At 47.7% G+C, this 13,081-nt stretch carries 13 protein-coding genes; 8 read left to right on the top strand and 5 right to left on the bottom strand.

Annotated features, from left to right (window positions below):
* The first annotated feature begins 59 nt into the window (after window positions 1-59).
* The 3 genes from KW844_RS01120 to KW844_RS01110 are packed head-to-tail and all read left to right on the top strand — an operon-like array spanning window position 60 to window position 2,947.
* Window positions 60-1,745, top strand: a complete 1,686-nt coding sequence (locus tag KW844_RS01120; RefSeq protein ID WP_255578091.1) for a PNGase F N-terminal domain-containing protein — start codon at window positions 60-62, stop codon at window positions 1,743-1,745.
* 57 nt (window positions 1,746-1,802) lie between these two features.
* The gene (gene pnuC / locus KW844_RS01115; protein WP_218374869.1) at window positions 1,803-2,429 is read left to right on the top strand and encodes a nicotinamide riboside transporter PnuC; all 627 of its coding nucleotides are present in this window, start codon (window positions 1,803-1,805) and stop codon (window positions 2,427-2,429) included.
* A complete protein-coding gene (locus KW844_RS01110) occupies window positions 2,426-2,947 on the top strand; it encodes an AAA family ATPase (RefSeq protein WP_218374868.1) in 522 nt (173 codons plus the stop codon). Before pnuC ends, KW844_RS01110 begins: the two co-directional genes overlap by 4 nt.
* Here KW844_RS01110 and mtgA read toward each other — a convergent pair whose 3' ends face one another.
* Window positions 2,948-3,682 carry a monofunctional biosynthetic peptidoglycan transglycosylase gene (gene mtgA, locus KW844_RS01105; RefSeq protein ID WP_218374867.1) on the bottom strand — a complete coding sequence of 245 codons (735 nt, stop codon included), beginning with the start codon at window positions 3,680-3,682 and terminating at the stop codon, window positions 2,948-2,950.
* A 71-nt stretch (window positions 3,683-3,753) separates the two neighbouring features.
* On the opposite strand from mtgA, the gene KW844_RS01100 reads away from it, so the two are divergent.
* Both KW844_RS01100 and KW844_RS01095 read left to right on the top strand, forming a co-directional pair.
* Window positions 3,754-4,371, top strand: a complete 618-nt coding sequence (locus tag KW844_RS01100) for an L-threonylcarbamoyladenylate synthase (RefSeq protein WP_218374866.1) — start codon at window positions 3,754-3,756, stop codon at window positions 4,369-4,371.
* Window positions 4,372-4,470: 99 nt separating this feature from the next.
* Window positions 4,471-4,743 carry a hypothetical protein gene (locus KW844_RS01095; RefSeq protein ID WP_218374865.1) on the top strand — a complete coding sequence of 91 codons (273 nt, stop codon included), beginning with the start codon at window positions 4,471-4,473 and terminating at the stop codon, window positions 4,741-4,743.
* 118 nt (window positions 4,744-4,861) lie between these two features.
* Here the strand turns inward: KW844_RS01095 and KW844_RS01090 are convergent, their stop codons facing one another.
* The 3 genes from KW844_RS01090 to polA all read right to left on the bottom strand — a co-directional run bounded on the left by KW844_RS01090 (window position 4,862) and on the right by polA (window position 9,604).
* Window positions 4,862-6,007, bottom strand: coding sequence for an aminopeptidase C (locus KW844_RS01090; protein WP_218374864.1), 1,146 nt, complete (start codon window positions 6,005-6,007; stop codon window positions 4,862-4,864).
* Between the two features lie 98 nt (window positions 6,008-6,105).
* The gene (locus tag KW844_RS01085; protein ID WP_218374863.1) at window positions 6,106-6,651 is read right to left on the bottom strand and encodes a GNAT family N-acetyltransferase; all 546 of its coding nucleotides are present in this window, start codon (window positions 6,649-6,651) and stop codon (window positions 6,106-6,108) included.
* Window positions 6,652-6,784: 133 nt separating this feature from the next.
* A complete protein-coding gene (polA, locus tag KW844_RS01080; protein ID WP_218374862.1) occupies window positions 6,785-9,604 on the bottom strand; it encodes a DNA polymerase I in 2,820 nt (939 codons plus the stop codon).
* Window positions 9,605-9,717: 113 nt separating this feature from the next.
* On the opposite strand from polA, the gene KW844_RS01075 reads away from it, so the two are divergent.
* Window positions 9,718-10,047, top strand: coding sequence for an arsenate reductase family protein (locus KW844_RS01075; protein ID WP_073082539.1), 330 nt, complete (start codon window positions 9,718-9,720; stop codon window positions 10,045-10,047).
* Between the two features lie 82 nt (window positions 10,048-10,129).
* On the opposite strand, the gene KW844_RS01070 is transcribed toward KW844_RS01075, so the two are convergent.
* Window positions 10,130-11,224 (bottom strand): glycosyltransferase, encoded by a 1,095-nt coding sequence (locus KW844_RS01070; RefSeq protein ID WP_218374861.1) that lies wholly within the window; start codon window positions 11,222-11,224, stop codon window positions 10,130-10,132.
* Between the two features lie 336 nt (window positions 11,225-11,560).
* Here KW844_RS01070 and KW844_RS01065 point away from each other — a divergent pair, with 336 nt between their 5' ends.
* Both KW844_RS01065 and KW844_RS01060 read left to right on the top strand, forming a co-directional pair.
* A complete protein-coding gene (locus tag KW844_RS01065) occupies window positions 11,561-11,809 on the top strand; it encodes a hypothetical protein (protein WP_218374860.1) in 249 nt (82 codons plus the stop codon).
* Window positions 11,810-11,926: 117 nt separating this feature from the next.
* Window positions 11,927-13,066 (top strand): formimidoylglutamase, encoded by a 1,140-nt coding sequence (locus KW844_RS01060; protein ID WP_218374859.1) that lies wholly within the window; start codon window positions 11,927-11,929, stop codon window positions 13,064-13,066.
* The last annotated feature ends 15 nt before the right edge of the window (window positions 13,067-13,081 follow it).

Here is a 13,081-nt window from a genome sequence, read left to right as displayed (position 1 = left end):
ACAGTCTTAGTGGCTGTGCTTTTTTCTTTTATACCCGATCCAAAAAAGCAATGAAAAAAATGAAAGGACTACTCGCCTTTATTTGCCTCGCTGCCGCCCTGCCAACTGCGGCCCAAAAGAAAAAAACCGATAGTACTGTTGCCGTTATCACCTACGGATTTGTGAACAATGGAAAGTCATCCGGCGGTGAAGGGCTGCGCATGGTGGTGGACCACAACCAGGTACACATCCTGCCTGGCGGAAAAGCACAAAAAGAACAGCAATACCTGGACTACCACGATCAAACCACCCTGCAGGTGCTTTCCCTGGCCAACGGTGATGTATACACGCTGCAAAAACCGTTCGGCGAGCATCCGCAACCGGAGCTGCTCCCCGATACTGCCACCATCCTCGGCATCCCCTGTAAAAAAGCGAAACTCTTTGTGCGCTCTAACACCATTGAAGTATGGTATACCAACGCACTCAAAATAAAAGGTACCCCCACCCTAAGCTATGGCCCGGGCCTGGGCCTGGTGCTGCGTATCATCAGAAACGGTAACAGCGAAACCGTTGCACGCAAAATCGAATATCGCAAAGTAACGCCGGAAGAACTGGCGTGGCCGGCCAACAAAGGCAATGTGGTGAACGATGCAGCGTATATGCGTGCCGTGATCGACAGTCGCTACACCACCCTGCCGGTATTTGAGCAGGAGCAGATCAGCTGGGGCAACAACACCCCTAACCCGGAAGGCGAACAGCTCAACAAAACGTACCATTACGCCGGCGGCACCATCATCCTCAAAAAAGTGAAACTGCCGGAATGGAAAAAAGGCTACAACCTGTTTGCCGAGCTGGTACAGTACTCCAACGGCGATGCCTACGACCGTACCGGCTCCGTATTCATGGTGCCTGTAGGTACGGATACCACCTTCCTCGACGGGCTTAAAAAAGGTGCTGCCGCGCTTCCACTCTATCATGCACGCAACGGAAAGGCTTATCAGGGTATGGTGAAAACAGCCTCCTTTACGCCACCGCTGGAAGTCATCCGCTTCTTCACTCCTTTCGGCGTACGCCAGTTTAACAACCAGGTACAGATTCAGGGGTACCACTGGGCGGATTCCGTAATATACAAGCAGGATATCACCGAGCTCTCCAGCGCCCTGCAGGGAGAAGTATGGCTGGGTGTTTATATCGGTAACTACGACAAAGGCGGCCATAAAGTAAGCCTGTCCTTTAAGTACTACCCTGGCTATGATGAGGAAGAGCAGGGCGCCGGTACCAACTTTGTAATGCCGGTGTTCAATACTACCAACGTAATGGAGATGGCTGGCCAGGAATACGCTACCCTGTTTGATAAAGATTCGCTGACCGTAACGGTGGATATCCCTGCAGGTGTTAAAAAGCTGCAGCTGCGTTACCTCACCACCGGCCATGGCGGCTGGGGCGGCGGCGATGAGTTCAACCCCAGGCAGAACGAAATTTTTGTGGATAACCAACGGGTATATCATTTCATTCCATGGCGCACGGATTGTGCTACCTACCGATATTCCAATCCGGCTTCCGGCAACTTTGGCAACGGATTGTCGTCGTCAGACCTGAGCCGTTCCAACTGGTGCCCTGGAACGCTTACCACACCTGTGTTTATCAATCTTCCGGATGTAACGCCGGGCAGGCATACTTTCAAAGTAGCCATCCCGCAAGGTTTGCCGGCAGGTACCAGCCAGAGCTTCTGGAACGTTTCCGGTACCCTGCTCGGAGAAAAATAATTGCAGTATGGAAGCCGTATCCGTGCGGCTTCCATATTTTCGTTTTAATTTTAACCCATGAACGAAATATACCAGGGCCTGCTGAATGGGTTTCATGAGATGACCACCTTAGAGATCATTGCTGTTTTTTTTGCAGTGTTGTCTGTCATCTTCCAAAAGAAAAATAATATTCTCGTATACCCCACCGGGTTAGTCAGCACTGGTATTTACGTTTATCTGCTCTCCCATTCCCATTTTAAATTATATGCAGAAGCAACGCTGAACGCTTATTATTTCATTATGAGCGTGTATGGCTGGATTTATTGGGCACGCCGCAGTGGTCAGTCGCAGGAGCCGGTGACGATCACCTTCAGTTCCCCGCGCACCATGGGCATCGCCATTGGTATCGCAGCAGTTGGCTGGGCGATATTTTATTTCCTGCTATCCCATTATTCCGATTCTACCACGCCCACGATGGATGGTTTTGTATCCGCTACCGCCTGCGCCGGCATGTGGTTGCTGGCTAAGCGTAAGGTGGAAAACTGGATATTGCTCAATATTTCCAACCTCGTAGCCATCCCGCTGTTATTCTATAAACATTTGTACCTGACCTCGTTCCTGACCATTTTCCTATTCATCATCGCGATATTCGGCTATTTCAGCTGGAGAAAGGAAGGGCTGGCAAATGAAAGCGCACAAGCATGAAAAAAGTAGTTGTAATAGGGCCTGAGTCGACCGGCAAAAGTACTTTAAGTGAGATGCTGGCCACGCGCTTCCACACCGTATGGGCGCCGGAATACGCACGCGAATACATTGAATACCTGGAACGCCCCTACGAAAAGGATGACCTGTTAAAAATCGCCGAAGGGCAGGTGGCGCTGGAACAGCAGCAGCTGGCAAAAGCGACGGATGTGCTGATCTGCGATACGGACCTGTATGTAATCAAAGTTTGGAGTGAGCACAAGTATGGCGACTGCGACAACCGCATCCTGGCGATGATTGCGCAGCAGCAGTGTGATTTATATCTCCTCACTAATATTGACCTCGCCTGGGAAAATGATCCGCAGCGGGAGCACCCTGAGCCGGAGATGCGCAGTTACTTTTACAATGTATACCGGGATATTGTAGTGCAATCGGGCGTACCGTTTGTGGATATCAGCGGCAGTTATGCACAGCGGGAAATTACCGCAGCAGCCGCTGTGGACAAGCTCCTGCGGGGATAGTTACTTTTCTTTTTTCGTGGTTTCGATACCTGTCACCAGTTCAGCGATATCCGGGTCCGGTGCAATATTGCGCATCTGGATAAGGATTTTACGCTGGCGATAGGCGGTAGTCCTGGAAGGAGGCACCACCGTGTATTTGACCGGGTTAGGCAGCGCCGCGGTAATCATGGCAGCTTCTTCCCGGTTCAGGTTAGCCGCTGGTTTATGGTAGTATTCCTGTGCGGCGGATTCAAAGCCGAAGATGCCCTCGCCGGTTTCAGCCACGTTGAGGTATACTTCCAGGATGCGCTGTTTACCCCAGATTTTTTCAATCATAAAAGTAAAATAGACCTCCAGGCCTTTGCGGACCCAACTTCTCCCCTGCCATAAAAAAACATTTTTTGCCACTTGCTGACTAATGGTGCTGGCGCCACGAATTTTCTTACTCTTGGCGTTGTGCTTCATGGCCTTTTCTATGGATTTGAAATCGAACCCGTCGTGGTCGGTGAACAGCTGATCCTCGCTGGCAATCACGGCCAGCTTGGCGTGCTGGGAAATCTCATCGTAGCTGGCCCAGCTTTTATGCAGCTTTTTGTCTGTTCCCCACAGGCTAAACCAACTGGAGATTTGCGTAAGGGTAATAGGGGGATTCACCCACTTCGTTAAAATGATATAGGCAAATTGGGCAATAATTAATACTAATAACACTCTCTTCACTCTCCTCCACATTCTCGGAACAATTCCTTTAAGCTTCATCCAAGTAGGTTTAGAAAAATCGGCCGAAAGTTAGGAAGATAATTTGACATCCATTTTCGTTAAATTTGAATATGCTTTTACAAGTTCACCCTGATAACCCGAATCCCCGCAACATCAAAACGATTGTTGAATGCCTGAAAGACGGCGGTGTGATTATCTATCCCACCGATACCGTGTACGGGCTGGGTTGTGACATTACGCAGCAAAAGGCCATTGAGCGGGTAGCGCGCATCAAGCAGATTGATCCTAAAAAGGCTAATTTTTCCTTCATCTGTTACGATCTGAGTCATTTATCGGACTACGCAAAAAGTGTGGATACGCCCGTTTTTCGTATGCTGAAAAAGGCTTTGCCCGGGCCATATACTTTTATTTTGCCGGCCAGTAAGCTGGTGCCCAAGTTGTTAAAAACCAAGAAAGATACAGTTGGTATCAGGGTGCCGGATAATAATATTTGTCGCACAATTGTGAAGGAGCTGGATAATCCGATCATGAGTACTACGCTGCCGATCGACTACTACGTGGAAGAATATACGGACCCGGAAGTGATTTATGAGAAGTTTGGGAAGCTGGTGGATATTGTGGTAGATGGCGGCCCTGGCGGGATGGGATTTTCCACGGTAGTGGATTGTACCAGCGGTGAGCCGGAGTTGATTCGTGAGGGGATCGGAAGTTTTGAGGCGATAGCATAACCTTTTATTTTGGAGGGATCGGGAGCCTTCGGCCCCCGATCCCTCCAGATCTTCCACAGCCGAAGGCTGTGGAAGATCTGGAGAAAAAAAAATTGTAAAATGAAGAGACTGACATTCCTACTCGTGCTGGCGGCCTTTGGACCTGTTGCCTTTGGCCAGGAGTTCAAATTAAAACCTGTTCACATCATACCGCCGCCGAAGCAAACAACGGAAAAGAAGGTGGCGCCGCTGGCTCCTAACCTCTATTACAATCAATGTTTCGGGTTTTTCTGCAAGCAGGAATGGAAGGTGCAGCAACGCACCGGGCTGCCGGTAAAAATCCGGCTGGGCGACTACTCAACTACGCAACGCATTGAATATAAGCATTATTGACTAAGTCAACTATTATTGATTGACGGTGTCAATTATCTGAAATGGCATAAAAAAATCCCGCCGGAGCGGGACTTTTTTATGGGAAATATCTTACTCAAACAAAGCCGGTATAAGGACCTTATTTAATTCCCAGCTTCTTTGCGATATCTGCAGGCAGTGCTTTTTTGTTAACCATGTAGCAGGTAGTTTTGTACTGGAAGTAAGGCAGGGAAGCATAGAAGTAGCCCTGACCGAAATTATCAGTACCCCATGAATTTTTCACACGGAAGTATTTTTTACCTGTCTGGTCTTTTACCAGTCCTACGATATGCATACCGTGGTCGTCCTGGGTTTCGAAGTTATCGAAAGCTTCCTGACGTACTTCGGCAGTGATATTTTTTTCCTGGATAGGTTGCAGGAATGCGTTTTTCTTTTCGTCGGCAGACATATCAGCAAAGTCCTTATCCGGAACGATAGCCAGGCCTTCTCTGAAGTTGAAACCTTTTTCGCTCACGTCAGCAGCCCATGCGAGGGTGTAACCGTTGGTGAGGGCGTTTTCAGCGATGGTGGTGAAATCTGCCAGGTTTACGTTGTATACTTTTTCCCAGTTCCAGTTATCCGGTACTTCCAGAACGAACTGTGAGTTGTATGGGTGGTGGGTAAAGGAAGAGATGTAGATATAATCGTCGGCATTAAGGCCCAGTTCTTTGGCAAAAGCCTGCGGCGTGTATTGTTTACCGTTATACTCAAATTTAGCAGGAGCTTCGCCCATGTAAGCGTTCAGCACACCATCGTAGGCTTTTTTCCAATCCGGATTGATAGTACCGTTAGCGGCGCCGATTTTAGTTACCAGGCCTTCCAGCAGGCTAACCATTTCAGCGTGGTTGTAAGTTTTCTGACGGTTGCCATCGTATGCACTCTGAGGAACCAGACCGAATTCGCGGAGGCAGAGAATATCATCAGGGAATCCGCCACCTTCACCGAAGTTGGCTTTACCGTGCATGCGAACGTAGTTAGCAGCTTTTAAAGGATACATGTTGCGTACTACGTACATTTCGCTCAGGTTTACACCTTTGCCTTTACCAGCGCGCAGTGCTTCAGACTCCAGGAAGGACATGCCGGAAAAAGACCAGCAGGTACCAGTGCGACCCTGGTTTTGAACGTCAAAAGCATCCATGTTTTTAATGGTGGTAAACTCTAATTTGCTACCCTGTATGTTGGTGGTGGTTTGTGCAAATGCAGCCGTAGAGCAAAGCATTACGGCGCCTAACATCCAATTCTTCATGTGGTTAGATTCGTTGTAATTTTTGTAACAAAGGGCCAAATATAAGGGAAACAGCCTTCTTTGCCGACTAAAAGTTTGATGAGCGGATAGGGAACCTGCTATGCATTTACTACCCCTTGTTGTGCTTTTTCGAACTGTTCCCGGGTGATTTTCCACTCCCACAATTCCTCGTTGTCCTTGTTCCTGATAGCTCCCACGAATGACATTCCTACTTTTTGTAATATCTTAACAGAGGCATTGTATTCTTCTTCCGTGTGGGCAATCACGTTGGTCACATAAGAGTGACCAAAGGCAAAATTGAGGAGTGCCTGGGCCATTTCGGTGCCGTATCCTTTTTCGCGGTGGTCGGGGCTGATCTCATAGGCTATTTCCACTGTACCATCGGCACTGGGTTTGCCTTTGAAGCCCCCCGCTCCTATCAGCTCCCTGCTGTCTTTAAGGATTACCATATAAAAGAACCAACCCAACAGGGTGGGGTCGTTCCGTAATTTATCATAAGTAACCAATATCACTTCCGGAAACTCAATCCAGTTGTCCGCTATCGTAATATCCAGTTGGCTCGCAAGTACATCACTACCCTGTAAAAACAGTTCGAAATGGTGTAGTGTGCACGGCATCAATTGCAGGTGCTTAGTAAGAATCATGTTGGTAACGAGTAAATGCTTTGGGAATATACAAATTAGGTTTTTGGGATTTAAAATGCAATAAGGGGACAGAATGTACAGCATCGTGCGATACACAGTAACATCCTATCCCCTTAAAAAATGAATTACAGTATTAATGCGCTTCCAGCCAGTTGTTGCCGATTCCCATTTCGGCTTCCACCGGTACAGCCAGTGGCAGGGCGTTACGCATACAATCCAAAATAATAGGTTTAATAATCTCCAGTTCCGACTTATGTGCATCAAATACCAATTCGTCATGCACCTGCAGGATCATTTTTGATTGCAGGTTATGTGCTTTGAAAGCCTTGTGAACGGCTATCATAGCCAGCTTGATCATATCGGCTGCAGTACCTTGTATGGGCATATTGATGGCATTTCGTTCAGCGAAACCCCGCACCACCGCATTGGAGGAATTGATATCCTTGAGCCAGCGTTTACGCCCAAGTATTGTTTCCACATAGCCTTTTTGCTGCGCTGATTTCACCTGGTCCTCCATGTATTTTTTGATGGATGGATATTGGGCGAAATAGTTATCGATCAGCGTTTTGGCTTCACTGCGGGGAATACCCAGGTTTTCGGACAAACCAAAGGCGCTCACGCCATAGATGATGCCGAAGTTGACGCTCTTCGCATTGCGGCGCATATCCGAGGTCACTTCCTCCAAAGGTACGTTGTAGACTTTTGCAGCCGTTGCAGCGTGAATATCGGTGCCGCTACGAAACGCTTCCATCATCTGCTCATCCTTGCTGATGGCGGCAATGATGCGCAATTCGATCTGTGAGTAGTCGGCCGATAACAGTACGAACTCTTCATTCCTTGGAATGAAAGCCTTGCGTATTTCACGGCCACGGTCCGTACGGATTGGTATATTCTGCAGGTTAGGGTTATTGGAACTTAAACGACCGGTTACTGCCACTGCCTGGTTATAGGAAGTGTGTATGCGGTTGGTACGTTTATTCAGCAATAACGGTAACGCATCTACGTAGGTGGATTTCAGTTTGCTCAGCTCGCGGAAGATAAGGATATCTTCTACGATCTGGTGCTTGGAAGACAGCTTCTGGAGCACATCTTCGCCGGTGGCGTATTGGCCGGTACGGGTTTTCTTTGCTTTAGGATCGAGTTGTAATTTTTCAAACAGTACTTCACCCAGTTGTTTTGGGGAGGCGAGTTTAAAACGCACACCTGCCTGTTCATATACACTCTCCTCTGCCCTCCTGATCTCTGTTTCCAGCTCTGCGGAGTAGTCGGCCAGGGCCTTTGTATCAATGGCGATACCTTCGTACTCCATATCCGTCAGCACTTTCGTGAGTGGGTTTTCCACTTCGTAAAATACTTTTTCTACTGCTTTTGCCGGCAGCATAGGGAGGAATACCTCTTTCAGCTGTAAGGTCACATCTGCATCTTCTGCTGCGTAGTTGGCTACTTTTTCCACTTCTACATCACGCATGCTCAGCTGGTTTTTGCCTTTTCCAATCAACGTTTCTATGGAAACAGGTTCGTAGCCGAGGTATTGTGCGCTGAGGTAATCCATACTGCGGCGTCCTTCCGGCTCCACGAGGTAGTGGGCCAGCATGGTATCAAATACAGGGCCTTTGATGGCAAAACCATACCATTTGAGCATGATCATATCATACTTCAGGTTTTGACCTATGAAGGTGATGGCTTCGTTCTCAAAGAGGGGCCTGAATTCTTCCAGGATGCTGATCACGCCTGCTTTATCAGCCGGCAGGGGGATGTAGTATGCTTCCCCGGATTTGAAGGAGAAGCTCATGCCTACCAGGTCGGCCTCATTCGGATCTTTGCCGGTTGTTTCCGTATCAAAGGAAAGCTGCGGCTGCTGTTGCAGTTGGGCTATCAGTGCGCTGCGTTTTTCAGCTGTATCGGTGAGGTGGTAGGTATGTGGAGTATTGTTGATATTTTTTTCCGGATTAATGAAGCTGCTGCTGCCTTCCTGTTCTGCTGGGGCAGCTGCTTCTTCGGTGGCCGTCACACTGCCAAACAGGTCGGTTTGTACTACCCCTGGTTTTGTCACTGGCGCGGCGGCACCGGAAGCTGCAAAAGAATCTCCCAGTATACGTTTGCCGAGTGTTTTAAATTCCAGTTCGGTAAAAATTTCCACGAGTACGTCGCGGTTATATTCCTTGAGGCAAAAATCCTCTTCGTGGAAGGAAACCGGAACATCGGTGATGATGGTCGCCAGCTGTTTGGACAGCAGTGCGTTTTCGCGGCCTGCCTTTATTTTTTCGGCCATTTTACCGCCGATGGCATCTGCATTTTCCAATACATTTTCCAGTGTTTCGTATTGTGCCAGCAGCTTCATGGCTGTTTTTTCGCCTACGCCGGCAATGCCGGGAATGTTATCCACAGCATCACCCATGAGGCCAAGGATGTCAATTACCTGGGACACATCTTTGATCTGCCATTTATCACATACTTCCTTAGGGCCCATAATTTCTTCCTTACTGCCCATGTATGGTGGTTTGTAGATGTAGATGTTGTCTCTTACCAGCTGCCCATAATCTTTATCCGGCGTTACCATGTACACGGTGTAACCTGCATCAGCGGCCTGCCAGGCCAGGGTGCCTATCACGTCATCGGCCTCATAGCCGTCTACCTCCAGCAGTGGAATATTGAATCCCTGCAGGATGCGGCGGATATCAGGCAGTGCGTCCAGCAGGTCTTCCGGCGCATCTTCGCGATTGGCTTTATAGTCGGTGAAAGTAGTATGACGTTCAGTGGGGGCATGCGTATCAAAAGCCACTGCCAGGTGCGTCGGCTTTTCTTTATTGATGAGATCCAGTAATGTTGTAGTGAATCCGAACTGCGCATTGGTGTTACGCCCGGTGCTGGTCATGCGTGGATTTCTGATCAGGGCGTAATACGCCCTGTAGATCAATGCCATGGCATCCAGTAAAAATAATTTCTTTTGCATCGCTAAACCTACAAGAATTAATTTGAATGTACAAAATTAAGGGATGCCTGTGAGTATTCCCTTTACAGAATATCTGAGCGGAAAATTTACATTTGCTACCAGAAAAAACTGATATGAAAAAGATATACCATCTTTCCACCTGTGGTACCTGTAAAAAGATCCTCGAAGAAACGCAGGCTGCTGCCCGGGGCTTCGTATTACAAGATATAAAAAAGGAAAAAATAACGGATGCCCAGTTAAAAGAAATGAAAGAACTAGCAGGAAGTTATGAGGCGCTTTTTAGTCGCAGGTCACAGAAGTACCGCCCAATGGGACTTCACGAAAAAGAACTGACGGAAAAAGATTATCACGATTTGATTTTGGAAGAGTATTCTTTCCTGAAGCGTCCGGTTGCGATTGCGGACGGAAAGATATACATCGGGGCGGATGTGAAGAATTTGTAGCCATTCGAATTTAAGGGATCGCCTTCGGCGATCCCTTAAATTCGAAAAAGCTCCGGCCTTTGGCCGGAGCTTTTTCGATAAACTATAATGATTTGATAAAGTCCTGAACTACCGCTTTGTACCGCGTCATATCCTGTTGTTGGAATGACTTAAACGGAAACTTCGCTGCATCCTCCAGGGCCGTTTTCAACTGAAATTTTTCTTGCGGGAGAGAATAGAAGTAGCCTTTTTCCATGAGGTACTCGCCCAGGTACACCTGCTCCGATTGGCCGGGGGTAGGCACCAGTATTGCTTTTTTATCCAATTTCACCAGGTCCATCAGGGTAGTATAGCCGGAGCGACTCAACACCATCTCCGAGGCTAGCATGGCTTTGTTTAACTCCGTGGCGTTCAGGTGGTTAACCTGTGTGATGCCGGGGGCAATTTCTACCTGTTGCGGTGTGCCTGGTTTACCACTTACAATCAGTGCGGTGAGCGAGAGGTCTTTTATCTGCGAGAGCACCATTTTTTCCAGGTTCGAGCGTTGCGGTTCCGGACCGGATATCAGTACCAGCAGGTCATATTTTTTCTGCACATTTTCCTGCGGTTCAAAACGGCTCAAACAGCCGAGGTACGTAGTTTTGGTGGCGGGTAAGGTGGCAGGGTGCGCCAGTTCTCCGGACAGGTTATTATCTCCCTGGATATCAGGAATCCAACAAGCGCTGTATTTGCGGATATAACTGTAGTTGATGCGCTGTAAAGTGCGCTCAATCCAGCCCCCGAAAGGGGTCTTGATAAGCAACTGGTGTGTAATGAAAACGGTAGGGACAGACTTGTGATATAATCCGAAGCGATTGTCGGAAATCACAGCGTTTATCTGGTGTTCCTTTACGATCTTTTGCAGCCAGCGTTGCTCGTTTTTGATAGCCCCGATAATTTTCGGAATCTGCTGCATAATTTTCACACCAAAAAACTTGCCTTTCTGTGCGTACTGTATGCGATATCCGGGCAAAGGAAAGATGGTGATGTCAGGAAATTCCTGTTGCAAAAGTGCCGCATGTTTGCCTTCCGCAGCAATAAAAACTTTGCATCCTGCGTTAAGCATTTCATGGATCAGGGGAATATCCCTGGTAGCATGTCCAAGGCCCCAATCCAGGGGAACAACAAGAATTTTTTTAGGAGAGAGGTTTGTGGACAAATATTTGGATTTTTTTTGCGAATTTAGCTTAAATTACAAAAGGGCATTGTTAAGAAAAGGTAAAGTCTGAGCTAGGAATAAACAATTTAGATTAAGCATATAATCAACAGTATGAATAAGATAAAATGGGTGGTAATTATTCTTCTTTGTGGAAGTTTGGCGATGGAGAGTTGCAAGGTGTTTAAGAAAAATGATTGCGGTTGTCCCACCATGAACAAAAAAAGAATGCATTAATACCCACGTTTTGAGCAAAACGGCCACGATTAACCTTATCTTTTGGGTTATCCCATGAATACCTGACCAAACAATATTTTCGGGGAATTTCAAATTTTTTTCATGAAACCTGTAGATAGAGATTTACTGATCCTGCTACACGAAGATAGGTACACTGAGCAGCAAATTCAATCTGCCGTTAGACAGATTAGTGAGATGCTGACGCTCATCGAAACGATGGATTATCTCTGTGCCGTGATGGAAGTAGCCAACTGCAATAAAAGCAAAGTAACCAACAAGAGACCTGTGCTGGAAAAAGCCATCTCCCGTAAGGCCCACAAACCTTTCGAATTCATTATCCACAAGAACTGATTGTTGCCAACGCTGTATATTGTGCCTGTGCATTTTATGCCCATACTTTCGTGTTTTGCTTTGAGGTTAAATTAAAATTCTTGTTGTACGTTTGCCATCATTAATTCCTATAAACTGATGGCTGATTTTTCGCACCTTCAGGATTTTTTGAATCCTATTTCCAAAGACTATCTTAATGACGACCAGGAATACGACGCATTCCAGGTAGGTGGCGTGATTGATGCCTATCAGGCAAATCATATTCCTGATATTGACAGCGCAGATATTATTCTGCTGGGTGTGGGAGAAGAGAGAGGCAGCTATTCGGGCAATACCGGCACCAACGGGCCGGATATGATCCGTCGTGAATTTTACCGGCTGTATAACTGGCATCGCGATATTAAACTCGCTGATGTAGGCAACCTCCGTTCCGGCGCCTTTCTGGCAGATGCATATGCCGCCATGAAAGCCGTAGTGGGCGATCTCATACAAGCCAGTAAAACGGTAATTATCCTGGGCGGCTCCCATGATCTCACCTATGCCCAATATAAGGCCTACGCCTCACAACAACTGATCATAGAAGCTACCGTAGCCGATGCGCTGATCGACCTGAAAGAAGACTCGACCATCCGCAGCGAACGCTTCCTGATGGATATTCTTACCGAACAGCCTAATTACCTCCGCCACTATAACCACCTCGGCTTCCAAAGCTATTTCGTACATCCGAGGATGTTAGAAACGCTGGATAAACTGCGGTTCGACTGCTACCGCCTGGGACGTATCCGGGAAAATATGGAAGAAGCTGAACCCGTGCTGCGGCATTCGGATCTTTTCAGCCTGGATATCAACATCATCCGCCATACCGATGCGCCGGCCAATCACCTCTCCCCCAACGGTTTCAGTGGAGAGGAAAGCTGCCTCCTGGCACGCTATGCCGGTATGAGCAGCCGACTCACCAGCTTCGGCATTTATGGCTACCGTGCAGAAAAGGACAAGGAAAACCTTACCGCCCGGCAGATATCACAAATGATCTGGTATTTCATGGATGGCAGAGCCGTGAAGAATAAGGAAGCATTGCTGGAACACCGCGACGCTTTCTGGGAATTTCATATAGCCTTCTCCGATATAGATACCGTGTTTCTGAAAAGCAAGAAAACAGGCCGCTGGTGGATGCAGCTGCCGGACAGGGAGTTTGTGCCCTGTGCGTATAACGACTATCTGCTGGCGAGTAATAATGAAATTCCGGAGCGGTGGTTACGGCACCAGGAGCGGTTTTAGCCCGTTTTATTGATG

Source organism: Chitinophaga sp. sic0106 (assembly GCF_019219075.1).
In the GTDB taxonomy this organism is placed as follows: Bacteria; Bacteroidota; Bacteroidia; order Chitinophagales; family Chitinophagaceae; genus Chitinophaga.
Note: the sequence above shows the minus strand (reverse complement) of the source record. Positions and strands in the feature narration are given on the sequence as shown.